This window comes from Pseudoalteromonas sp. SG45-3, from assembly GCF_014164075.1.
Taxonomy (GTDB): Bacteria; Pseudomonadota; Gammaproteobacteria; order Enterobacterales; family Alteromonadaceae; genus Pseudoalteromonas; species Pseudoalteromonas distincta.
Genome location: NZ_JACJEN010000004.1, coordinates 137718 through 162943, shown reverse-complemented (window position 1 = coordinate 162943; position 25226 = coordinate 137718). Strand labels below are relative to the sequence as shown.

Annotated in this window: 19 protein-coding genes; 12 read left to right on the top strand and 7 right to left on the bottom strand. The window is 39.7% G+C overall.

Features of this window, described 5'->3' with window-relative positions:
• Positions 1-45: 45 nt before the first annotated feature.
• Positions 46-1173, top strand: coding sequence for a PleD family two-component system response regulator (locus H5126_RS06815; protein WP_154903872.1), 1128 nt, complete (start codon positions 46-48; stop codon positions 1171-1173).
• 34 nt (positions 1174-1207) lie between these two features.
• Here H5126_RS06815 and queG read toward each other — a convergent pair whose 3' ends face one another.
• The 4 genes from queG to H5126_RS06795 all read right to left on the bottom strand — a co-directional run bounded on the left by queG (position 1208) and on the right by H5126_RS06795 (position 5241).
• Positions 1208-2341, bottom strand: coding sequence for a tRNA epoxyqueuosine(34) reductase QueG (gene queG, locus H5126_RS06810; protein WP_024594635.1), 1134 nt, complete (start codon positions 2339-2341; stop codon positions 1208-1210).
• 66 nt (positions 2342-2407) lie between these two features.
• The gene (locus H5126_RS06805) at positions 2408-3628 is read right to left on the bottom strand and encodes a methyl-accepting chemotaxis protein (RefSeq protein ID WP_024594634.1); all 1221 of its coding nucleotides are present in this window, start codon (positions 3626-3628) and stop codon (positions 2408-2410) included.
• Positions 3629-3673: 45 nt separating this feature from the next.
• Entirely contained in the window at positions 3674-4378 is a 705-nt protein-coding gene (locus H5126_RS06800) for a glycerophosphodiester phosphodiesterase family protein (protein ID WP_024594633.1), read from the bottom strand.
• Positions 4375-5241 (bottom strand): DMT family transporter, encoded by an 867-nt coding sequence (locus tag H5126_RS06795; RefSeq protein ID WP_182719877.1) that lies wholly within the window; start codon positions 5239-5241, stop codon positions 4375-4377. Before H5126_RS06795 ends, H5126_RS06800 begins: the two co-directional genes overlap by 4 nt.
• Positions 5242-5400: 159 nt before the next feature.
• Here H5126_RS06795 and H5126_RS06790 point away from each other — a divergent pair, with 159 nt between their 5' ends.
• The 6 genes from H5126_RS06790 to rlmB all read left to right on the top strand — a co-directional run bounded on the left by H5126_RS06790 (position 5401) and on the right by rlmB (position 11552).
• Entirely contained in the window at positions 5401-5571 is a 171-nt protein-coding gene (locus tag H5126_RS06790; protein WP_164487629.1) for a hypothetical protein, read from the top strand.
• Positions 5568-6668 carry a sensor histidine kinase gene (locus H5126_RS06785; protein WP_024594631.1) on the top strand — a complete coding sequence of 367 codons (1101 nt, stop codon included), beginning with the start codon at positions 5568-5570 and terminating at the stop codon, positions 6666-6668. The genes H5126_RS06790 and H5126_RS06785 overlap by 4 nt, the downstream gene beginning before the upstream one ends.
• Positions 6668-7282 carry a DNA-binding response regulator gene (locus tag H5126_RS06780; RefSeq protein WP_182719876.1) on the top strand — a complete coding sequence of 205 codons (615 nt, stop codon included), beginning with the start codon at positions 6668-6670 and terminating at the stop codon, positions 7280-7282. The genes H5126_RS06785 and H5126_RS06780 overlap by 1 nt, the downstream gene beginning before the upstream one ends.
• A 98-nt stretch (positions 7283-7380) precedes the next feature.
• Positions 7381-8115: an enoyl-CoA hydratase/isomerase family protein gene (locus H5126_RS06775; RefSeq protein ID WP_182719875.1), complete on the top strand. Its 735-nt coding sequence runs from the start codon at positions 7381-7383 to the stop codon at positions 8113-8115.
• A gap of 201 nt (positions 8116-8316) precedes the next feature.
• Positions 8317-10812 (top strand): ribonuclease R, encoded by a 2496-nt coding sequence (rnr, locus tag H5126_RS06770; protein ID WP_182719874.1) that lies wholly within the window; start codon positions 8317-8319, stop codon positions 10810-10812.
• Positions 10809-11552, top strand: a complete 744-nt coding sequence (gene rlmB / locus H5126_RS06765; RefSeq protein WP_002958023.1) for a 23S rRNA (guanosine(2251)-2'-O)-methyltransferase RlmB — start codon at positions 10809-10811, stop codon at positions 11550-11552. Before rnr ends, rlmB begins: the two co-directional genes overlap by 4 nt.
• A 210-nt stretch (positions 11553-11762) precedes the next feature.
• On the opposite strand, the gene H5126_RS06760 is transcribed toward rlmB, so the two are convergent.
• Positions 11763-13919 carry a TonB-dependent receptor domain-containing protein gene (locus H5126_RS06760; protein ID WP_182719873.1) on the bottom strand — a complete coding sequence of 719 codons (2157 nt, stop codon included), beginning with the start codon at positions 13917-13919 and terminating at the stop codon, positions 11763-11765.
• A gap of 212 nt (positions 13920-14131) precedes the next feature.
• A complete protein-coding gene (locus H5126_RS06755; protein ID WP_002958025.1) occupies positions 14132-14977 on the bottom strand; it encodes a LysR family transcriptional regulator in 846 nt (281 codons plus the stop codon).
• A 126-nt stretch (positions 14978-15103) separates the two neighbouring features.
• Here H5126_RS06755 and H5126_RS06750 point away from each other — a divergent pair, with 126 nt between their 5' ends.
• The 5 genes from H5126_RS06750 to H5126_RS06730 all read left to right on the top strand — a co-directional run bounded on the left by H5126_RS06750 (position 15104) and on the right by H5126_RS06730 (position 23780).
• Entirely contained in the window at positions 15104-15703 is a 600-nt protein-coding gene (locus H5126_RS06750; RefSeq protein ID WP_002958026.1) for a hypothetical protein, read from the top strand.
• Positions 15704-15801: 98 nt separating this feature from the next.
• On the top strand, positions 15802-16884 hold the full coding sequence (gcvT, locus tag H5126_RS06745) for a glycine cleavage system aminomethyltransferase GcvT (RefSeq protein ID WP_182719872.1): 1083 nt from the start codon (positions 15802-15804) through the stop codon (positions 16882-16884).
• A gap of 73 nt (positions 16885-16957) precedes the next feature.
• Positions 16958-17347 carry a glycine cleavage system protein GcvH gene (gcvH, locus tag H5126_RS06740; protein WP_002958029.1) on the top strand — a complete coding sequence of 130 codons (390 nt, stop codon included), beginning with the start codon at positions 16958-16960 and terminating at the stop codon, positions 17345-17347.
• 175 nt (positions 17348-17522) lie between these two features.
• Positions 17523-20414 carry an aminomethyl-transferring glycine dehydrogenase gene (gcvP, locus tag H5126_RS06735; protein WP_182719871.1) on the top strand — a complete coding sequence of 964 codons (2892 nt, stop codon included), beginning with the start codon at positions 17523-17525 and terminating at the stop codon, positions 20412-20414.
• 1395 nt (positions 20415-21809) lie between these two features.
• Complete coding sequence (locus H5126_RS06730) at positions 21810-23780, top strand: hypothetical protein (protein ID WP_182719870.1); 1971 nt, start codon at positions 21810-21812, stop codon at positions 23778-23780.
• Between the two features lie 145 nt (positions 23781-23925).
• On the opposite strand, the gene H5126_RS06725 is transcribed toward H5126_RS06730, so the two are convergent.
• On the bottom strand, positions 23926-25074 hold the full coding sequence (locus H5126_RS06725) for a hypothetical protein (RefSeq protein WP_182719869.1): 1149 nt from the start codon (positions 25072-25074) through the stop codon (positions 23926-23928).
• Positions 25075-25226 lie beyond the last annotated feature (152 nt).

The window sequence follows — 25226 nt, the reverse complement described above, 5'->3', positions numbered from 1 at the left end:
GGCATACCAAGTAACTTTTTAAAGAATTTGAATGGATGATAAATTATGGCCTTAACTAAAATACTTGCCGTTGATGACGAACCCTTTAACCTTGAAATTATTGAGGAAATTTTAGAGGAGCTTGATTTTGAATTACAAGTAGCAACAAATGGTCCTGAGTGTTTAAACATGGTTGAAGGTTATATGCCTCAGGTTATATTACTCGACGTAAGTATGCCGCAAATGAACGGCTATGAAGTATGTAAAGCACTTAAAGCAAATCCAAATACCGCACACATTATTGTTATGTTTGTTTCTGCTCGCGGCACTGTTGAAGAACGCATGGAAGGCTATTCTGTTGGCGCAGAAGATTATATTGTAAAACCTTTTGGCCATGACGAACTTAAATCTAAGCTTAAAAATTTAAATCAAGTACTCGTTGAAAAGCAAAGCCTAGAAAAGCAAGTTGAAGATGCAACATCAACTGCATTTAATGCAATGGCCAATAGCAGTGAAATGGGGCAAATAGTTAACTACGTTGAAAACATAGGCTTTATTAACGATCCTCAAGAGCTAGGTAAAGCGCTTGTAGATTGCCTTCAGTCTTTTGATTTACAAAGCAATGTAGAATTTAGAGAAAATAATGAAATTAGCCACTTTGCGCTAAACGGCGTGTGTTCACCTATTGTGGTGGAGCTATTTGAAATGCTGAAAAACAAAGGGCGCTTACATGAGTTTTCGCACCGAATTTTAGTTAACTATGAATTGATTAGCTTACTCATTTTAAATATGCCCGATCATGACCCTGACAAGCATGGTCGTATACGCGACCACGTATGTTTTATTGTCAGTGTTACCGAGCAGCAGCTACGCGCCATCATGACCAAGAAAATGCTTGAATCACAACGAGCGAAACTTAATGCCGTAGCAAGTACTGTTCATAGTAAGTTTCATAGCTTAATTAGCTTGTTGAATGAAAACCGTCAAAACAACGAAAAAGTGTTTAAACAGTTACAAGAAGAGCTCGAAGAACGTATCCCATCAATGGGACTGGATGAAGATCAGGAGGTGTTTATTTATAAAAAAGTAGATGAAACTATCCAAAACTCAGTAGCAAGAGAAGAGTCTGTTAAACAAGTCAAAGCAGCCTTTACAGAGATAGAACAAGATCTATTGTTACTTTTGAAAAACTAGTTACTTCGCAATATAAAGGTTTACTTAAGCGGTGCTATGCATCCCTTGGTAAGCCTTTTTCTACAATTCTAATTAACCTAGCTGTTTTACGAATTTGTAATCGTTGTTTATCGTTTTGCTGAGCAAGTGCCCATTCAATATGTTCTAAAACAAGTTCGCTGCATATTTGGCTTTTATCTTGTAGGGCATTAATAATAGCGGGGCTGAACTCTGCATTACCTAAACCAACTGCTAAATTACGTAACCAACGTTCGTGGCCAATGCGACGAATAGGGCTGCCTTCGGTGTTTTTTAAAAATGTAGGCTCATCCCAAGCAAACAGCTCAAGTAAATCTTTATCTTTTAATTGAGTGCGAGGATGAAAATCATTTTCGTCAGTTATTTGTCCATAACGATTCCAAGGACATACCAACTGGCAATCATCACAACCATAAACACGATTGCCTAATAAAGTTCGGTACTGCTCTGGTATTGGCCCTTGGTGTTCTATGGTTAAATACGATATACATTTACGTGCATCAACAACGTAGGGCTCTACAATTGCACCTGTTGGGCAAAGAGTAATACAAGCAACGCATTTACCGCAGCCTTCAAAGGTGTTTTCTGCATCAATTGGTAGAGGTAAATCAATAAATAGCTCGCCTAAAAAAAACCACGACCCAGCTTCTTGGTTAATTAATAACGAATGCTTACCACGCCACCCTAAGCCGGCTTTTTCGGCAAGTTGACGCTCAAGTACAGGGGCTGAATCTACAAAGGGTCTAAAGCCATACTCGCCAATTTCTTGCTCTATTTTTTGGCCGAGTTTTTTTAAACGATTACGCATTAATTTATGGTAATCACGACCTAATGCATAGCGGCTTATATATGCTTTTTCTTTATTTTTTAAGGTTTTTGCAAAGCCAGCATCGGGAGGCAGATAATTCATTTTTACGGATATAACACGTTGTGTACCAGGCACTAATTCAGCAGGGCGGGCGCGTTTCATACCGTGGGCAGCCATATAATCCATCGAGCCGTGGTAGCCTGCATCAAGCCAACGTTGCAATTGGGCTTCGTGCTTAGATAAGTCAATATCAGTAATGCCCACTTCGCTAAAGCCAAGCTCTTGCCCCCAGGTTTTTATTTGCAGGGCTAATTTTTCATAGTCTGGGGTAGGGTTGCTCACACGCTTTACACACTTAAATTAATAGCTGCGTAATTTACCATATTTATCTGAGCCCGAAAACGCTTCTTAGTGCACAAAGCGCTTTAACTGTTGTTGGGTTTGTAAGCTAAGCTGTTGAGATTGCTCGCTATCGGCTAATGCCGTATCTATTTGTTGTTTAGCTTGCTCCCCTAAAGCTACGATTTGCTCTACCGATTGGTGAGTCGTACTTTGGGTGCCCTCAAGCAAATGTACAGCACTGGCTATTTGTTGCAGCTGCTGCTGGTTGTGCTCAAACTCACTAAGCATTTTAGTAAAGCCATCACAGGTTGCACTAATTGAGCTTTGTGCGTTATTAGAGTGAGTCATTAATTGCTCTGACTCTTTATTTGTCTCGTTTACCAAATCATTCATCTGACTTATAAAGTCGCTAATCTGCCTAGTTGCGCCACTTACCTTTATTGAAAGCGTGCGTACTTCGTCTGCAACTACGGCAAATCCTCTGCCAGCTTCACCCGCTCTAGCTGCTTCTATTGCGGCGTTGAGGGCTAACAAATTAGTTTGATCAGAAAACTCTTCAACCATTTTTAAAATACTACGAATGTTTTCACTGTTCTCTTTTAGCCCCGCAATTGTATTTGAAAAGCTACCTAGCATATTAGTAATAAGTTTTACCTGCTCTACTAAAGCAGCGAGTTCTGACGCAGATAGTTTTACAAAGTTAAGGTGTTCATTATTAACGTTATGTACGCTATCTGTATTATTTACTATGCCTTGTAAGCTTTGGGTTATTTGCATACTGGCATTAATAATACTGTGGCTTAACTGTATTTGTTGCTCACTTGATTGCTCAGTATTTTTCATTGATTCAGTGACTTGTGTATTGCTGTGTGCACTCGCTTGAGCACTGTTATATGTTGTGCTGAGTAACTCACTTAAATGGGCAGTAAATATATTGTATTGTGAACTTAAATCTTTAAATTCGTCATACGAAAAGTGGGGAAGTTTTGCTGCTAAATTTGCATCTTGTTGGTTTATTTCTATCAAAGTATCGCGCATAGCAGTAACAGGGCGAACAATTAAAAAACGCATATAAAAAAGAGTAAAAATAAAACCAGATATAATCACAAGCGTAAGCAGCCAAAATAGCCCTGTACTTTGCTGTTGTTCGCTTAAACTCTGATGCAGCCAAAATAACGTAATTGCTTGGAACAATAATACAAAACTTAAATTACCGACTATTTTACGGGTTAACGTAAAAAAGAATGTTTGCTCTATATAGTTATAAATTTTCATGAAACCACTCATTATGCTCAAGCCCTACGATTGTTATTTAAGTGAGGGGAATGTAAGTTAGCCTTTTTGTAACGACAACAAGTAAGCTTTGGTTCGCGCTGGGTAATTTGTAAAAATTCCGTCTATGCCATACTCAAGCATTAGCGCTATATCTTCTTTCCTATCGACTGTATAAGCATAAATCTTTAGGCCTCTTTTTTTTGCATCCTCTGCAAAGGCCTTATTTATAAAGGTTTTATCTGCATGTACGCTATAAGCGTTTAAATCACTAGCAAACTTTGCATAGTTAATTGGAATAGAAGAAGTAAGGGCGCCTATTTTAAGCCATGGTAGCTTGTTTTTAAGCCACTGTAGTTGATGATGATCAAACGATGATACTAAAATATTGGTTCTCGATATTTTTTTAGCTTCAATGTTTTGTTCTAATTGAGCCACAAACCTTTCTAGTGCAAACGTGTGTTTAAGCTCAATATTTAATAAAGATTTATTGTTATTCCAATCAAACAGCTGCTGAAGAGTAGGAATTTTTTCACCATTTCCAGCATCAAGCTTAGAGAGCTCATGAGCGGTAAAGTTACTCACCCTGCCTTTACCGCTGGTGGTTCTATCAAGCCATGAATCGTGTATTACCATGTAATCATCGAAGGAACTTTGAATATCTACTTCAATACCATCAACACCTACTTTTAACGCTTCTAAAATAGCGCTTTTGGTGTTTTCAGGAAAATCCCCACTGGCACCACGGTGTGCAAATACTTTCATTGTCGAGCCTTTTTAGTGATTGACCACGTTTCAAAACAAGCGGCACTCACTATGAGTGCTCCACCAACTAACGTCATAACAGTAGGACGTTCATGAATAATTACTATAGCCAGTATGGTGCCATAAAGTGGCTGCAAGCAAGAAATTAACCCCGCAGTTGCCGCTGATAAATGCTTTAAACTTGCTGCAAATAACGAGTGCGGTGTAGCTGTAAATATAACACCCGCTACAGCAATTAAAATCAGGTCATGATTACTAACCTCATACACTGGTACTTCTATAAATGCACACAACATAATGCTTGCCACTAAGGTTTGATAAAACATCGTTTGCGGCCCGCCATATTGGCTAAAGTAGCGCTTATGAGTAATGTTTCTTATTGAAAAAAACAATGCTGATATCACACCTGTTATTACACCTAGGGTTACATCATCGCCCAAGTTTGCACTTGGTACTAATAAGTAAATACCTAAAACAACCACCGCTGCACTTATTATATCTTTTGCTTTTGGCCTGCATTTATTAAATAAGGGTTCTAAAAACACCGTCATTACGGGGTAGCTAAAAAATGCCAGCATTCCAATAGTTATACCGGCCATTTGCATACCAGCAAAATAGGTAACCCAGTGAATACCCACCGCAACACCTAAAAATAACGCAATAAGATAGTCTTTAGGTTTGTTGAGTTTAATTTGTTTTTTTTGAAAATAAAGCATGGCTAAAATAGCCATTCCTGCAATTGCAGTTCTGTAAACGGTAATATCTAAAGCATTTAAACCAATAAGTTTGGCAAATAGAGCGGTCCCGCCAAAAAGTAATACCGCTATGTGTAAATAAATTAAACTTTGTTGCTGAGGCTGCATTTAGTTTCCTTGTTGTACTTTTTGAATATATTAACATTGCTTAAAAATTCTTAAGATGAATTTTTTACCGCATGACAAAAGTCATTAAAGTTGATGACACTTCACACTCTTATTATTTTTGTACGCGGGCATAGTTACCTTACTCAACAGGAGGTAATTATGAATTCTTTAATTTTAATCAGCTTAACTATTAATGAAGTGCTAGAGGCGTTAAGTTTTACTATTACGTACGCAGATTGCTTTATGCTGGTATGCATTTTTATGTTATTTATATTTATTAATAAAAATAGTGCTATAAGTAAAAATAATATGCCTGAGGTATTAGTATGAGCTCGTTAAGCAGCTTTTCTCAACAAAGCGATAAAGGTTTTTGGAAATATGGACATTTAATTTTTACCGGCTTTTATTTACTCCCGCTAATAATTAATTTTTCGAGCTTTACCGTTAACCAAATTGTTATGTCTTTAGCCTTCTATGTTGCTTTTATTCTTTTGTATATAAAAGCAATAAACTGTAAAAGTGCAGGGGTGACTAAGTTATTTGTAGCCATGCTTTTAATTTGTTTTTGCGCTACTTTTTACACCACAGGTACGCCTACTTTATTTGGTTTCGTAGCCTACATAGCAGGCTACTCTTACAGCTACCGTCAAAGAATTTATGCTGCGATCGCAATTATATTCACGGTTTTATTAAGCACATATATTGGAGATATAGGTAAGGTTCAATACTTTTTAGGCGTTGCTTTGATTCTTTGCGCCACATTATTTAGTTACGGTATTGCAGCAAAAAGAGAAAGCTTATACAAAAAGCGCGAACAAGAAAGCGCTAACCAACTAGAGCAATTAGCAGCTATTGCAGAGCGAGAACGAATAGCTCGCGACTTGCATGATATTTTAGGCCACTCATTGTCATCTATTGCTCTAAAGGCTGAGCTTGCTAATAAATTAAACCAAGGAGAGCGATACGCTCAAGCAAATAGCGAAATTGCACAAGTGGCCGATTTGGCAAGGCAGTTGCTTAGCGATGTAAGAAGCGCCGTAAGTGATTTAAAACAGCTTAATCTTGTCAGCCAAGTAGCACAGTTAAAGCAAAGGTTAATAGAGCAAGGATTTAACGTTTCATTTAATGTGGTTTTAAATGCTCTGCCCGCTAAAGTAGAGGGTATAGCAGGCCTTATAATTAAAGAGGCAGTTACTAACTTATTACGCCATAGCAACACAAAAAATTGCGAAATAAATATAGAACAAACAGCGCAGCAGTTACTTATAACCGTAATTGACCATGGTCCGTGCAGTACATTGAATTCGGGCAATGGCCTAAATGGTATTAAAGAGCGAGCAGAGCAACTAAATGGCAGTGCAGCATTTACCTGTGGCGATAATTTTACTTTAAAAGTAGTGCTGCCAATTACAGCTAAGGATTTATAATGATCAGAGTATATTTAGTGGAAGATCAGGCGCTTGTACGCGACGCAGTAGCAGCATTGTTAGGGCTTGATTTTAATATTGAGATTATTGGGCAAGCAAGTAACGGGCAAGATGCACTTAATGCAATTGAGGCACTTGATAGTGATTTACATCCCGATATAATTTTAACCGATATAGAAATGCCAACCATGAATGGTATAGAGCTTAGCGAAAAAATAGCCGCTAAATTTCCTGCTATAAAAATGGTTATTATGACTACATTTTCTCGTGCGGGTTATATTAGGCGAGCGCTTACGACTGGCGTTAAAGGTTTTATTTTAAAAGAAGCACCAAGTGAAGAGTTAATAAATGCGCTTAAAAAAGTAATGCAGGGACAAAAGGTAATTGACCCAGAGCTTGCTATTAATGCATTAGGCGACGCAGATCCACTTACCGATAAAGAGCGCAAAGCCCTTAAACTTGCAAGCGATGGCCTTAAAACAAGCGACATAGCTAAGCAGTTATTTATTAGCGAAGGGACTACGCGTAACTACTTATCTGATGCCATTGCAAAATTAAACGCTACTAACCGCATAGATGCTGCGCGTATAGCTAAACAAAAAGGGTGGCTTTAATCAGTGGGTTTATAAATTATAAGCAAAGTATTACTATGATATGTAAAAGTAACGAACAGCGCTTAAAATTAGCTTAAAACGCGCTAAAAGAGGTTTTAATGGCAAATTTAATAGAACTAACAACTAAAAATAATATCGCTATACTCACCATGAATACCGCTGAAAACCGCCACAACCCAGCGTTTTTGGCTGAGTTTAATTTACACCTAGACCACATTGAAGCAGAACAAAATATTAAGTCAGTTATTTTAACGTCTTCAAGTGATAAAAAATGGTCATTGGGTATCGACCTCCAATGGATGTCTAATCCAAGTATTTTACCTGCAGCAATTTCAGACTTTATGATTCAAATAAGTGACTTATTTAAACGCATAGTTACTTTTCCTATGCCTATTATTGCTGCGTTAAACGGGCATACCTATGGTAATGGTTCTGTACTTGCGTGTGCGTGCGACTTTAGATTTATGAAATCAGACAAAGGCTTTTTTTGTTTTCCTGAAGTGGATGTAATGGTGCCGTTTGTTCCATCGATGTTTCCTATAATTAATAAGGCTATTTCGCAAACCTTCTTTAATCGTCTAGCTATGTCAGGAGAGCGGGTTGGTGCACAGCAGTTGCTAGAGAACAAAGTAGTTGAAGCTGTGTTTGCAAATAACGACGAACTTCAAGCGGGTGCACTTGAGTTTGCCCAGCAATTTAATAAAAATCGTTGGATTTACGCTCAAAATAAAACACAAATGAATAAGCAGATTTTACTTACAATGAAAGAAGAAGATCCAAGCTTTATTGATAATATAAGTAAACTGCTGTGGAAAAACCTACAAAAAAAATAGTATAGATTTTAGCATTGCTACGAGATGACTAAACACTTTGCAGTTAAGGGATCGTTAAGCCCCATTGCGCTAGATTTTTAAACTATACAGCAAGGTAAACAGCAAGGTAAAAGTGCTTTCTTAAAAGTTTAATAGCTTTTACCTGTCTCATTATAACTATATGGGTTAAAATACCTACATAACCAACTAACAAGATAGTGAATGTCAAACCAAGATCCAAATCTCAGTCGAGAACAAGAAAAGTACGAAAACCCAGTCCCTAGTCGTGAGTTTATACTTACTCACCTTCAAGAGCGTTCAAAGCCTGCTAACTACGCGCAATTATGTGAAGAACTAGCAGTAAACGATGACGAACGCCAAATAGCATTTAAACGCCGCCTTCGCGCTATGGAGCGTGACGGACAGCTGTATTTCAATAAATTTAAATGCTACGCCCTAATTGACGAAGCCGGTTTAACCAAAGGCAAAGTAATAGGCCACAGAGACGGTTTCGGCTTTTTAGAAGTTGAAGGCGAGAGTAAAGATTGGTTTATTGCTAAGCACCAAATGAATATGGTGTTACATGGCGACATTGTACTAGCTAAAGGCACTAAACGTGGTTCTGGCTCAAAATGCGATGCACGTATTATAAAAGTGCTTACTAACGAGCGCGCGCCAATTGTTGGCCGTTACTTTGTTGAGCACGGTGTTGCTGTTGTAGTCGCTGAAGACCCGCGCATAACGCAAGATATAATGATTTTACCAGGCAACGAAAACGGTGCCCGCCATAACCAAATGGTGCAGGTTAAAATTACGCAAAATCCAAGCCGTAACATGAACGCGGTAGGTAAAGTTATAGATGTACTTGGTGAGCATTTAGCCCCAGGTATGGAAATTGAAGTTGCACTGCGCAATCACGATATTCCACATGTATGGCCAGAAGAAGTTGAAGCACAAGTTGCTCATCTAGGTGAATTTGTTGAAGAAGCTGACAAAAAAGGTCGCGTAGATTTACGTGATTTACCACTTGTAACTATTGATGGCGAAGATGCACGCGACTTTGATGACGCCGTATATTGTGAACCTAAAAAATCAGGTGGCTGGCGCTTATGGGTTGCCATTGCTGATGTATCGCATTACGTAGGAATGAACACGCCGCTTAACAAAGAAGCAATTTTGCGTGGTAACTCAGTGTATTTCCCTGAGCAAGTAATTCCGATGCTACCAAAAGTGCTTTCTAACGGATTATGTTCGCTTAATCCAAAAGTAGATCGCTTATGTATGGTTGCCGAAATGACCGTGTCGAGTGCGGGTAAACTTTCGGGTTATAAGTTTTACGAAGCGATAATGAACTCGCATGCACGTTTAACTTACACCAAAGTAAATGCCATTTTACAAAACGACGAAAAACTACGCGAAGAATACTCAGCCGTTGTGCCACATTTAACTGATTTACAGCAAATGTACATGGCACTTAAAGCTGCACGCCAAGACCGTGGTGCCATAGAGTTTGAAACCCTAGAAACACGTTTTGTATTTAACGCTCAGCGTAAAATAGAATCAATAGTGCCTGTTATTCGTAACGACGCGCACAAACTCATTGAAGAATGTATGATTTTAGCCAACGTATCAGCGGCTAAAATTCTTGAAAAGCACGAAGCAAGCGCGCTTTATCGTGTGCATGACGAACCAGACCAAGAAAAACTAGGTAACTTTACTAAGTTTTTAGGCGAGTTAGGTATTGAAAGTACATTAAGCGACGAGCCAACACCAAAAGAAATAACGCAAGTATTAGCGCGACTAGGTGACCGCCCAGAAGCTGAACTTATTCAAACTATGTTACTGCGTTCAATGAAACAAGCTGTATATCAGCCAGATAACATTGGTCACTTTGGTTTAGCGTTATCGGCTTACGCGCATTTTACATCGCCAATACGTCGTTACCCAGATTTAGTAGTGCATCGTGCTATTAAAGCAGTAATAAAAGCACAAGGTCAGCAAACGTCTGGCGAATACGCTTATACCGACGATGAAGTTGATCAACTAGGTGAGCAGTGTTCTACAACAGAGCGTCGTGCTGACGATGCAACTCGCGAAGTAGCTGATTGGCTTAAATGTGAGTTTATGCAAGACCATGTAGGTGAAGAGTTTGATGGTGTTATTTCATCGGTTACCAATTTTGGTTTGTTTATTCGTTTAGACGATTTACAAATTGATGGGCTTATTCACGTTACTAATTTAGGCGACGAGTTTTTTGCGCATGATGCTGCAAAACACACCCTAATAGGTGAGCACTCTCACAAAATTTATCGCCTTGGCGATAAAGTAACAGTAAAAGTTGCGTCGGTTAGTTTAGACGATCGCCGTATAAACTTAACGCTTAAAGGCGATGTTGCACAAGACAGATACTCACGTCGTCGTGCACCAAAAAAAGGTTCAGGTAAGTCTGAGCATGCGCCAGCAAGTGTGCGTTCGCAATTAAAAGCAGGCAAAGTACCAGGTAAAAAGTCGCACAGCGATGACAAACCAAAAGGTAAAAAAAAGCCAGCAAATAAAGATAAAGGCAAGCCTGCAAATAAGTCTGCAACAAAACCTGCAGATAAAAAAGCAGCAGACTCTGCCGTAAAGAAAAAACCAAAGAAGAAGGCCGTTAAAAAGCCTAAAAGAGCAGGCAAAAATGCCCGCAAACGTACTAGCCCAGGAGCAGACAATACGTGAGTAATGAATTAATTTTTGGCTTTCATTCTGTTGAAGCAATTTTAGAAAGCGAACCAGAGCGCTTTGTAGAAATTTACGCCCTTAAAGGTCGTGACGACAAACGCTCAACTCCGATTATTGATGAAGCACGTAAATTTGGTATTTCAGTACAGTTTATGCAGCGTAAAGCCCTTGATAGCAAATCAAAAGGTGAGCAGCATCAAGGTATTATTGCTAACGTAAAAGCAGCGCCAACGTTTAATGAAAAAGATCTTGATGCGATAATCGCTCGTGAAGACACACCGTTTTTACTTGTGCTTGATGGTATTACCGATCCGCATAACTTAGGCGCATGCCTACGTAGTGCAGACGCGGCAGGTGTCCACGCTGTGATTGTACCTAAAGATAAGTCGGCTAAGCTTAACGGTACTGCACGTAAAGTGGCCTGTGGTGCAGCCGAAACAGTACCGCTTATTCAAGTGACTAACCTTGCACGTACGCTTCGCGAAATTAAAGATGCAGGCGTATGGGTTGTAGGTACCGCTGGCGAAACTGATAATCACGTATTTGATGCAAGCTTAACAGGGCCAATGGCTATTGTTATGGGCGCAGAAGGCGAGGGCATGCGACGCTTAACGCGTGAGCATTGCGATATGCTCGTTAAAATCCCAATGGCGGGTACTGTTTCAAGCTTAAACGTATCGGTAGCCACGGGTATTTGTTTGTTTGAAGTATTACGCCAACGTAACGCAAATAACTAATATATAAAACGATAAGTTTTATGTATTAAAAAGCCGAGATTGAAATTCAATCTCGGCTTTTTTGTGTCTGTAATTTACGCTTTTAATTTTATATCAATTGATACTCTATTATAGCGATAGGAAAATAACTCTATAGCAAGACAAAAATAACGAAATATAGTTGTTCTTATATGAGTTATTTTTAACGCAGCTAGAGAGCTATTTAACTCGTTAGAATGAGTAAGTGTAGCCCATCTGTACAGTCCTCGGCTTACCTGGCTGAATGCCACCGTTTGAACGGTTAGCAACGTATGTTTTATCAAACAAGTTATCAACGCTTAGGTATACTTTTTGATTTTCATCGATTAAGTATTTAGCAGCTAAATCCCATACTACGCGGCTATCAATTGCGTTTAAGCCCGCCTCAGTTAAGTTAGCATGCGCATCAGATACGTAACGTATTTGGCTGTTAACTACAAACGCAGAAAACTCAGCACCTAACGATAACGCTACTTGGTTTTCTGGTACGTAAGGCATTGCATCGCCTTTTTCTACCGCGCCCCAAATTTCTGAATCAAAATCGTTTTTAAACTCAGAGTCTGTGTAGGTATACGTTAATTTAACTGGGAACATAGCTGTATCAGTTGCAAACGTACGTGCTGCACTAAATTCAAAACCCGCTACTTCTACTTCACCGTAGTTGTATTGGTCGCCAATGTTGTCGTCGCTACAACCAACCGCTGCAGTACAGTTACCGTGCATGTTGTCGTAGTCTGAGTAAAAGGCAATTACTTCACCGCTAAAGCCATCCATATTAAAGCGAGAGCCAAACTCAATGTTTACACTTTCTTCTTCTTCTTGGTCAGCATTACCAGGTGCTGCTGGTGCATACCCTTTTTGAATGCCCGCAAGTAGCGTTACGTTTTCGTTAAGCGTGTAAGTAGCACCTAGTGACGGCACTAAAATTTCAGTGTCGTTCGACACATCTTTAGTTAAACCGTTGCTGCGTGTTGGATCTGATTTAGACCACTCTTCACGCGTAATAGTAATGTCTTCATAACGAAGGCCTGCACTTACTACTAATGCATCAATTGTCCACTCGTCTTGAATAAACAAGGTGCTTGCTTCTGCGCTATCTACGCGGTTGCTGTCTGAGCCCGGAACGCCTTGCTCTGTAAGTGTTAAGCTTAGGTCTTGATTAAGTGTGTATTTGTCTTCCCACTGAAAACGATCCATTTCGTCTTCGTGGTAACGTACGCCAACAGTCACATAGTGATCGCCTGCAGGAATATGTAATTCAGACTGAATACCTTTAGCTTGGTAGTCGCGGTTATTAGCTTTAACGCCAATACCTTCAATACCTTCGCTTGTAGGGTTTGCTTCAAAATCGCTGTACTGCTCAAGAGTACTTAAGCCTACGCTGCTGGCTTTATACCAGTTACGATGAAAATCGTTTAAGTAAGCCGTAGCTAAAAACTCATAGCCATCACCAAAACGGTACGCGTAGTTAAGTTGGTATGCGTTGTGGCGCGTATTCATTTCATCGTTTTGCGATGCAGCATAACGACGGTAAGGACTTTCTTGATAGTCTTCGTCAGTTAAGCCCATGTATGTTTCGTCTGATGTTTCGTCAGAGTACTTAATTTTTAGCTCAAGATTATGCGCATCGTTTTGACCAAACGTATGGCCAAACTTTAATAGTAAATCTGTTTTTTCAAAGCCGGTGTTGTCATTGCCTACTGGCAGCTCTTTAAAGCCGTCTGCGCCGTAAGTAAATACTTCAATTAAACCCGCTGTGTTATTTTTTTCTTTACCAAAGTAAGCGTGGCCTTTGTAGTAACCGTCGCTACCAAGGGCTGCATCTACCATACCTTTTGAGCTATTTGGCTCAGTTGGTAAACTGCGCGAAAGTAAGTTTAAAACACCACCTGTAGTACGCGGGCCGTACTTAACTGAGGCTGCGCCTTTTAATACTTCAATAGATTCCATACGACCCATAGTAGGGAAGTAGTATGCAGAAGGTGCTGAATATGGTGCTGGTGCAACTAATACACCGTCTTCCATTACTGATATTTTATCGTTACGGCCAGTACCTGTACCGCGCATACCAATATTAGGACGAAGGCCATAACCGTCTTCTTCTTGCACGTAAACGCCCGGAACAGACGCTAAAACGCGAGAAATATCGGTAAACTGGAATTTTTGAAGATCTTCTTCAGAAATAAACGTAGCCGAACCAGGAATATCGTTAATTGCTTGCTGAGAGCCAATAACAGTAATTTGTTCAAAGCGTTGTTCTTTATTGCTGGTGTCTTTTGCTATTGCAGTAGCACTAAAAGACAAAGCAACCGCAGTTGCTAAAGTAGATACTAAAAACTTAGGGTTCATTGTGTTCCTAATCATGTCAATTATCTTAATTGGCGCAATTTGAACACGTTAACGAATACGAATCAATGTTATTAACTATTTAATTATTCAGTTTAATAGAACTAAAAACACCTGCTTATGCAACTTAATTAACTAAATTGTTTCTTTTGTATTATTTTGTAATTGCTTTACTAGCTATAAAGGCTGAACGAATTATATGTGCTACGTAAGCGCTAGCCCAAGCGTAGAGCTATAAATTCAGCGAGTTTATCTACCGCATTTTCCGACTCACCCGAACTTTTAACCAAACTAATACCAATATTACCAAGAGCTGGTAAATGCTTGGTTTGAACCTGATAGTTAAGCTCACTCGGTACTGTACTTTTGGCAAGTACCGTAATACCTAAGCCTTCTTTTAATGCAGCAATAAGGCCGGTTAAATCGGCGTTGCTATAAACTATTCGGTATTTAATGCCTGCACTTTTTAATGCATCAGTAGCACGGCGACGATAAATACATCCCTCTGGTGCGGTAACTAGGGTAACCACCTCATTATGCGCAAGTGACAGGTCGCCCACCCACACTAGTTCGTCTTGCATAAAAATAGGAAACTTATCAGAGTTGAGTCGCTCATTTAGCGCAAGTACTAAATCAAACTGATCTTGGCGAGAAGCCGAAAGCAAATGCTTACTTAAACGCGACTTAACCTCTAACGACACCTCAGGGTAGAGCGCCACAAAGTCGCCAATAATTGAGGGTAAAATACGCGCTGCAAATTCGCTCGGAATACCCAAGCGCACTTTACCTGCAATGTTTTCTGAGGTGAACTGCTGCAAAATAGCATCGTTGTGTTGCATCATTTGTTTTGCCATAGGCAATAATAGCTCGCCGTACTGGTTTAATACTTGGCGCTGCCCTTGTTTTTTAAATAGTTTATAGCCAAGCACGTCTTCTAAGCGCTTGATTTGCAAACTTACAGCAGGTTGCGACAGGCCAAGTAAATCGCCTGCTTTAGCAAAGCCACCTATTTCAACTACCATTACAAAAGTACGTAAACCGTCTGTTGATATGTTTTTCATATTTAAAATTACAATTTATATAGCCATATATATAAGTATTATTTATCAATTGATAAATAATTACAATTTGTTGTTGATAGACGTGGGCAATATACTTTTGTAATCGAAAATACACAGGTGTCTGTTATGACTTTTAACCCAATAATGTTTGCCCGCCACAGCAACGCAAGTAGTGCGGTTACTAACGCTTTGCAAACTAACAACAATCACGTTGTAATGGATTTTAGCGGAACCGAAACCAGTGTATTTTTAAGCACTATTTTAGGCCTTGATTTAACTAAGCTTACCGCCAGCGGTTTAGGCTTAAAAGGCACGCTTGATGGCGACTATAATTCTGACTACAGTTTTGCTGTTTATTACTTTAGCGAAACCGCCTTTAGATTCGTACTACCACACAACGCAAGCCTTCAACTACAAGCGCTTATAAACGAGCAGCAATTACGTTTTGATATTGATTATGTAGTACGCACCGACCTAGCAAGCTTTATTTTAAGTGGCGACAACGCATTTGATACCCTAGTTAATGCTTTTAAATTAACACCAGGTTTGCGCCTTTCTGACGCGCAACTTTGCTACGGTGCACAAAGCGGTGATGTATTTATTACCGCCATTGATAAAAACGACGAACAACACTTTGTATTAGTAGCTAAACAACAAGAATTACAAAAATGGCAAAGCTACATGCAAGCGCAAGGCTTTGCACTTATGCATAGTGAAGCCGCATAACGAATAAAAACAACAGGCGAGCATAACAATGTTTACCTGTTTTTATATCTATTTAAGCCACGCCCTAAACAGGGTTAATTTAAACGTGAAGGAATGTTATGACTTCTAAAACTGTACTACATGCTAAGCACCTAGAAGCGGGCGCAAAAATGGTTGATTTTCATGGCTGGGAAATGCCAATCAACTACGGCTCACAAATAGAAGAACACAATAGCGTACGTACCGACGCTGGTATGTTTGACGTATCACACATGACTATTGTTGATATTGAAGGGCCTCAAGCAAAAGCATTTTTACGTAAGCTAGTAGCTAACGACGTTGCAAAATTAACCGTACCAGGCAAAGCGCTTTACACAGGCATGCTTAACGAGCAAGGCGGTGTAATAGACGACTTAATTATTTATTTCTTTAGTGAAACGTTTTACCGCCTAGTTGTTAACTCAGCGACGCGCGAAAAAGACCTAGCGCATTTAGCTAACGTATCGAGCGACTTTGACGTAACTGTTACAGAGCGCCCAGAGTTTGCAATGATTGCAGTGCAAGGCCCTAACGCTAAAGCAAAAACAGCTACTCTTTTAAATGCTGAGCAACAAGCCGCTGTTGAAGGTATGAAGCCATTTTTTGGTGTTCAAGTAGATGATTTATTTATTGCCACAACGGGTTATACTGGCGAAGACGGTTACGAAATAGTAGTACCGAACGACCAAGCAGCCGATTTATGGCAACAACTGCTAGACGCAGGTGTTAAGCCTGCTGGTTTAGGTGCACGCGACACGCTACGTTTAGAAGCAGGTATGAACCTTTATGGCCTAGATATGGACGAAAGCGTATCACCACTTGCAGCTAACATGGCATGGACCATTGCATGGGAACCAGAAGATCGTGACTTTATTGGTCGTGACGTACTTGTTAAGCAACGCGCAGAAAAAAGCACTGACAAACTAGTTGGCTTAGTGTTTGAAGAAAAAGGCGTTTTGCGTAGCGGTTCTAAAGTAATTGTTGATGGTGGTGAAGGTATTATTACTTCTGGTACTTTTTCACCAACACTTGGTTTTAGTGTAGCCCTTGCACGTGTACCACGTTCAACAGGCGATACAGCTCAAGTAGAAATGCGTAAAAAATTAGTAAACGTTAAAGTAGTAAAGCCTAGCTTTGTACGTAACGGTAAATCAATAATTTAAATAATTTGGTTATATCAATCAGTGTAATTACAGTGATTGATATCCTCCCAATATAAACCAAAGGACAAATAAAATGAGCAACATTCCTAGCGAGTTAAAATACGCACCTTCACACGAGTGGGTTCGTAACGAAGGCGACGGTACATTTACTGTTGGTATTTCTGAGCATGCACAAGAACTTCTTGGCGACATGGTATTTGTTGAATTACCAGAAGTTGGCGACGAAGTAGACGCTGGCGAAGACTGTGCAGTAGCAGAGTCAGTTAAAGCAGCATCAGACATTTACGCACCTATCAGTGGCGAAATTGTTGCTATTAACGAAGAACTTGAAGACTCACCAGAAACAGTAAACAACGACGCTTACGGCGACGGTTGGTTATTCCGTATTAAAGCATCTGACGAGTCTGAGCTAGACAACTTATTAGACGCTGAAGGTTACTCGCACACTATCGACGAAGAATAATTATTCTTTGTAGATAACTAAAAGCCCCGTGTGTTTTATTTAGATATCGGGGCTTTTATGATTTTACAGTTAACTTTTCCATACAAAGTAAGCTGTTAAATTATAAGAATTTTAAGTTATTGCTGTTTACCCATCAGCAGTAGCCACATTTTTTGGATCATAGGAATCTGGACACATGTCAAACGCCAAATCTCTTGAAGAACTAGAGCAAAAGCAAGATTTTATTCGCCGCCATATTGGGCCAAGCCCAGCACAAGTAAGCGATATGCTAAGTGCTTTAGAAGTATCGAGTGTGCAAGAGCTCATTGACCAAACTGTACCGGCTAGCATTCGTCTAGAGCAACCGTTAACAGTTGGACAAAGCCGTACTGAAGTTGAAACACTAAGCTACTTAAAATCAGTAGCAAGCAAAAATAAAGTTTTCAAATCGTACATTGGCCAAGGCTACCACCCAACTAACGTACCGCACGTAATTTTACGTAACGTACTAGAAAATCCAGGTTGGTATACAGCGTACACACCGTATCAGCCAGAGATTGCACAAGGGCGTTTAGAATCATTATTAAACTTCCAAACTATGACCCTAGATTTAACCGGTCTTGATTTAGCAAGTGCGTCACTACTTGACGAATCAACAGCGGCTGCAGAGGCTATGGGCCTTGCAAAACGCGTATCAAAAGCTAAAAAAGCCAATGCCTTTTTTATTGCCGACGACGTACACACACAAACAATCGACGTAGTAACAACGCGTGCCGAGCAGTTTGGATTTGAAATAATTGTAGGTAAAGCAGAAGATGCCGTAAACCACGACATTTTTGGCGCATTGTTCCAATACCCAACTACATCGGGCGAAGTGGTAGACATAACTGACCTAATTGCTGGCGTACAAAGCAAAAAGGCGATTGCCTGTGTTGCTGCCGACATAATGAGTTTATTACTGTTAAAAGCGCCGGGTAAACTAGGTGCAGACGTAGTACTTGGTTCGGCTCAACGTTTTGGCGTACCTATGGGTTACGGCGGTCCACACGCTGCATTTTTTGCAACACGTGACGCATACAAGCGTTCATTACCAGGTCGTATTATTGGTGTATCTAAAGACCGTTTAGGTAACGACGCACTACGTATGGCAATGCAAACGCGCGAACAACACATTCGCCGCGACAAAGCCAATTCAAACATTTGTACAGCACAAGTATTACTTGCCAACATGGCAGCGTTTTACGCGGTGTACCACGGCCCACAAGGCTTAAAAACTATCGCGCAGCGTATACATCGCTTTGCTGATATTTTAGCAAGTGGCCTTAAAGCTAAAGGCATTGCACTTAAGCACAGCACTTGGTTTGATACGCTAACAGTAGTAAGCGATAGCAAAGACGACGTAATAGCGCGTGCAATTGCAAAAGGCGTAAACTTTGCAACAAACCACGAAGGCGAGTACTCAATTTCGGTATCAGAGACTACAACACGTGCCGATATTACTGAGTTATTCGATATTATTTTAGGCGAAGGCCATGGCCTAAGTGTTGACGCTATTGCAGCAGACGTTGAAGCAAATGGCAGCGAGTCTATCCCTGCAAGTTTAGTACGTGACGACGAAGTACTAACGCATCCAAACTTTAACAGCTACCACAGCGAAACAGACATGCTTCGCTACATTAAGCGACTAGAAAGCAAAGACTTATCGCTTAATCACTCAATGATCTCGTTAGGCTCATGTACCATGAAACTAAACGCGACTGCCGAGATGATCCCAATTACGTGGCCTGAGTTTGCAAACCTTCACCCATTCTGCCCGCTAGATCAAGCAGAGGGTTACCAAATAATGATTGGCGAGCTACACGACTGGCTAGTAAACATTACCGGTTACGATGCAGTATCACTTCAGCCAAACTCTGGCGCGCAAGGTGAATACGCAGGCTTAATCGCGATTCGTAAATACCACGAATCACGAGGGGATGCACACCGTAATGTATGTTTAATACCAAGCTCTGCGCACGGTACTAATCCTGCATCAGCGCAAATGGCGAGCATGAAAATTGTAGTAGTTAACTGCGACAAAAACGGTAACGTAGACATGGTTGACCTTAAAGCGAAAGCTGAGGAAGTGTCTGAAAACTTATCGTGTATTATGATCACATACCCGTCTACGCACGGCGTATACGAAGAAACAATTCGCGAAATTTGTGACATTATTCATGAGCACGGCGGCCAAGTTTACATGGATGGCGCAAACATGAACGCGCAAGTTGGCGTAACAAGCCCAGGCTTTATTGGCTCAGACGTATCGCACTTAAACTTGCATAAAACATTTTGTATTCCACACGGTGGCGGTGGTCCAGGTGTTGGCCCAATTGGTGTTAAATCGCATCTTGCGCCGTTTATGCCAAACCACAGCGTAATTAACGTACCAGGTACTAACATCGGTAACGGTGCGGTATCGGCAGCGCCTTACGGCTCAGCCGCTATTTTACCTATTTCATGGGCTTACATCACCATGATGGGGTCAGAGGGCTTAAAACAAGCTACTGAAATGGCAATTGTTAATGCTAACTACTTAACGCATGAGCTAAGCAAGCACTTCCCAATTTTATACCGTGGTCGTAACAACCGTGTTGCTCACGAGTGTATTGTTGACTTACGCCCGCTTAAAGAGCAATCAGGCATTACTGAAATGGACGTAGCTAAGCGCTTGCAAGATTACGGCTTCCATTCACCAACTATGTCGTTCCCAGTAGCTGGCACATTAATGATTGAGCCAACAGAGTCTGAATCAAAAGGTGAGATTGACCGCTTTATCGAAGCAATGGTGTCAATTAAAGGCGAAATTGAAAAAGTAATCTCTGGCGAATGGTCAATCGAAAACAACCCGCTAGTGTTTGCACCGCATACACAAGGCGATGTGTTAGGTAACGAATGGGACCGCGCGTACGACCGTTTTTACGCTGCATTCCCAGTGCCTGCAGTGGCTAAAAACAAGTTCTGGCCAACCGTTACACGTATTGATGACGTATACGGCGACCGTAACTTAGTATGTTCATGCCCAGCGGTTGAGACATATAGAGATTGATAATTTTTAAAATTTCCAATTAAAGATTGGGAATTTATAAAATTGAAAAAGCCGTTGCAGCAATGTAGCGGCTTTTTTATGTGTGGTGATTCGCTATAAATAATATGGGCGTAGGTTGGGTAGAGTGAAACGAAACCCAACAAATCACAAATATACTTACTCGCTCAAAAGCCAAGAGTATGTGTTATTTATGTAGGCGTTTAGCTTGCTGACGCGCGGGCGGCAGCCCGAATAAGTATTTAAATAGGTACTTGGAATTACTATTACAGATAACGCGAATACGTTTGGCACTTCTAGAGATTAGAAACCTTATTCAAGGTTTTGTCGCGCTGGCGACCGCAGCCAAAGAGGGGCTGCCGCTGGTCCCTCTTTGGACACTCTCAGCGCACCCGAGCATCACGCTATTTCCTTCAAACCACAATTGATGTGAATGTAAACGCCATGAAAGCACATCCATGTGCAAGCATGGCTTTCATTTCATCCATGAAATGCATTACTCATCAATTGCTTATTTTCAGGGGTGATGACGGGGGAGGGTGTTAAACGTGAGGTTGGTGTTTGGTCTTGGCAAGAAGCAAGACTGACCCTCTGTATTTCCTCTAGGTAGAGTGAAACGAAACCCAGCGAATCACAAATATACTTACTCGCTTAAAAGCCAAGAGTGTGTGTTATTTAATGTAGGCGTTTAGCTTGCTGACGCGCGGGCGGCAGCCTGAATAAGTATTTAAATAGGTGCTTGAGGTTACTATTACAGATAACGCGAATACGTTTGGCACTTCTAGAAATTAGAAACCTTATTCAAGGTTTTGTCGCGCTGGCGACGGCAGCCAAAGAGGGGCTGCCGCTGGTCCCTCTCTGGACACTCTCAGCGCACCCGAGCATCACGCTATTTCCTTCAAATAATTAATTGATGTGAACGTAAGCGGCGAAGATAGGCCATCCATGGCCTAGTTTCGCCTTATCGCGCATCCATGCGCGACATTACTTATCAATTGCTTATTTTCAGGGCGTAATGACGGGGGGAGGGTGTTAAACGTGAGATTGGTGTTTGGTCTTGGCAATAAATAATAGCTGACCCTCTGTATTTTAAGATATTAGACAATGTCGCAGATCCTCTCCACATTCAAGAAGTGTTAGGCCATGCTAGCATTCTCACACCACAACTTTACACGCATGTTAGTCGTATAAAGCTCTCCGAAGTATATAAAGCAACTTACCCTTTTGCTGTTGGTAGAAGTGGGTTATTTTTAGCTCACATAGGACACTAACTTATTTTACAAAAATATATGGCATCATTACTAGTGAAATATTCCATTAAGTATTTGTAATACATGTATAAACTCTATAGTTTAGCAGAAAGAATTTTGATACGAAGTTAAGTGGTATATTTTAGTTATGAGTAAGCGAGATAGAGATAGAGTTGTATTTCACTCAATACACGACATGTCGAGTGGTCACTATTTATCAAAAGCAGAGCCTCTATTGAATAGCGAATTATTGGAAGATATCAAAGATATAAACGATATACTTGAACTGTACAATATATCGCTGTTTTTTGAAAAAGCGATATACCTTAAAAATTGGTCTGAAAAAGACATTGCTGCTTATAAAGAAAAAGTTAATGGTTTCAGAACTGTAATTGGTAAGTTTATAACTAATATTGATGATAGTAACTTCCTACCACATTTTGAAAGTATATTTCACGGTTACTATGAAAGCTTCTGGGTATTAATAAGTAATTATCAACAGTTTAAAAGAATATCACCATCTCAAATAGAAGAGGTTATAAAGAAAAACCCACATCAAATTAGGTACTTGTTGAGTCAAAAAAAATTGGTTAATAAATATAAGATTACCCTTTGCGAATATTTTAAAAGTGCCCAGCAAAGTGCTGAGATCCTTTTGTCTATATATGAAGTTGAAGATAGCTTTAATAAAACTCAATTGTACCTCCCTAGTTGTTTAACTGTTCAAGACAAAGAAAATATTATTTATTCGTACATCGACTCAGAGCATTGTAATACTAACTATCTGCCTATAATACAGAATGCTAAAAGACATAGTGACTTCCGCATCTCAGATAAAACTAAACTGGCGGCTAAGAGAAAATATCAACAGTCTATTAAAGACTTTTTCGATAATGGTTCTAGTTCATCATTTGAATACGGGGTAGCTATTAGTTATCCAGAAAATGCTTCTAAAATTAAACATGCTTGGATTGAGCAGGGTATAATCCATTACGAATTTAGCTTAGATTACATTAAAGAAAATAATCACCCATATATTCTGTATAGAAACTTCAAGACACTTTTTGAGTACGTGGATGAACAGAATATCGTATCTCTAACGAGCAAAGAAAATCAGCTTGGAATTTTTGAAAGAACTTTAGGAATTCGGTCAAAAACTGAATACGTTTATGGTGTTGCGTTCACACAATTAGAAATGGCATCTATGGCCCAAATTTATACATATTCTAATATACTAAAAGGGCTTAAATATTCATTAGAGGATATTCTAAAAACAGTTTTCATTGATACTTTACCGGAATTATTTGACTTACCGAGTAACGCCAATTTTACAGTCCCTACTCAAAATGCTTCTGCTTTAGAGAAAATAAGAACAATCGCACCTGAGTTTGAATCGATATTAAAGCAATATAAATTATTCGTAGAAAATGAATATATTGATTTTGAACTCCTGCAAATGTCATCTGGCCCTACAGCAATCAAAGATATTCCAAGCTTAAATAATAATAAGTACATATACATTAACAAAGGTAATCAAGAAGTTGATTCGCTAACCCATCTGTTATTTTCGGATCAGACTTTGTTGACTTATGTTGACCCTTTCAAAGATAAGCAATACAGAAATTTTGTTGATTTGTTGGTGAGTGAAGAAGAAATAAAGTTTGGAAATTATGAAGAACATCAGCATGAGCATTTAAATTATTTGATAGATAAGAATCATATATCTGTCGATGAAAATAATTGCGTTCAAGTCACAAATTGGAACCGAATATTAATATTAAGAGATATCTTTGAAAATGAGGTTGCCTCGTTTCACCATTATCCTGCCGATATTCAAGGCGAAGTTATGAATATGAGTAAGGATGGAATAGTGTTTTTTGGAAGTTCACTTTTCGCAATACCTGAGCAAAACTATTTCAATTACTACTTAAACAAAAGTGAGTTTACAAACGGGCACGACTTAAGAAATAGCTATTTACATGGTACACAGGCTAACCCAACTGAAGTTTATCTGCATGAAAATTCGTATTTACTTTACTTAAAGCTTTTAATATTAGTTATTTTTAAAATAGAAGATGATCTTTTTATTTATAAAAAGCTTAAGGCTACCGAAGAATAACTGTTAACGGTCAAAAATCAGCAGGGTCAGGTCTTTCTTTTTGCCATTTGTGATTAAGGAAAAATGCAAAACCTGCCCTAGTAACCCCATTTAAAAAAGGGCAATATTATTGCCCTTTTTATGCGCTTAAACTAGTAGTTATAAACTATAGCGCTACTAAGCTTTGCTCTAGCATTGCCTTTATTTGTTTTACTATTTTAGCTTCTGTTTCAGGTTCGAACTGTTGTATACGTGGGGTGTGAATATGCCCTGTAGGTATACTTGAATTAAGCGCATCGCGCAGGCGAATACTTCGGTACGATATTTCGTTAGACAGGTAACCACCGCCGCCGCCATTTACCGCAATACTATTTTTAACCTCGCCGTACGAACCCGCTTTATAGGTTTTTTCAAGCGTGGTGACTTCGTGATTGTCGATAACCTTATAAGGGCCTTTAGCTTGTTGCATGTAACTTACAGGCAAGCTAAATTTTACAAACTCGTTGCCTGGGAGTGGTCGACCATTTAGTTTTGGTATTACTGGGCTCGTTTGCGTTCCACCATACACAATATTGGCATTATCGGGAGCGGTTACACTGCGGCGTTTACCTGGGAAACGCTCTAAATCAAATTCTGTTCTGCCCATACTTACGGTTACTACCATGTCTACATTATTAAGTGCGTAGTAGGGGGCAAGTAGTGATTCTATTATACCTTGATCAAAGTCTTCGTAGCGTACAGGCACCATAACGGTGTTAATTTCTGCGCTTATGCCGTTGTAATTAATAACTTGGCCGTCGAGTAATAACGCCGCAACACCTGAGGGGTTACTTTGGTTTATGTTTTTATCGAGTAAAAAAGGGTCAAAGCCTGTTAGTAATATTTTTTTAGTGCTGCCTGATGAAAAAGCAAGGTCGGTACGGCCTCTGCTGCCTTCTTCAAGTAGGGTTAGTAAAGTATTTAGTTGAGCCTGCGTAATTGAAAACTTAGGCGAAGTTGTGCGTATTACTTTGCTTGAAAGCAGGCGTGCCCAGTAGAGCTCTCGGTCGTCGTAGTTACTGGTTTTTATTATGCGTTGCTTGGCGTTTTCCCACAGTTCAAAGCTAAAGTTTTGTACTAATGCTTTTGCACTTTTAAAGTCGTTTAATTCTTTAAATTGTTGCTCAAAACTTGATACTTGTGGGGTAAATGCATTTAAAACATTTGGCATTGCTGATTGTGCTTTGTTGATACGCTGTTCTTCAACAGTTAAAGGATTACTTAAAGCAGCGAATGAAGAGGCAATTAAGCTGGTCGCTAATAATACTTTGATCATAATACTCCTAAGATAAAGCTATTGTTTTATATGTAATTTACTATCCTACTATTGCTAACTTAGGGCAACCAATTAACGTTGAATCGACTGAAATTTGCTTTTGTTGTTTGTTAAAAACCAAGGGGAGAGAAATTTTGCTTAATATATCAAGG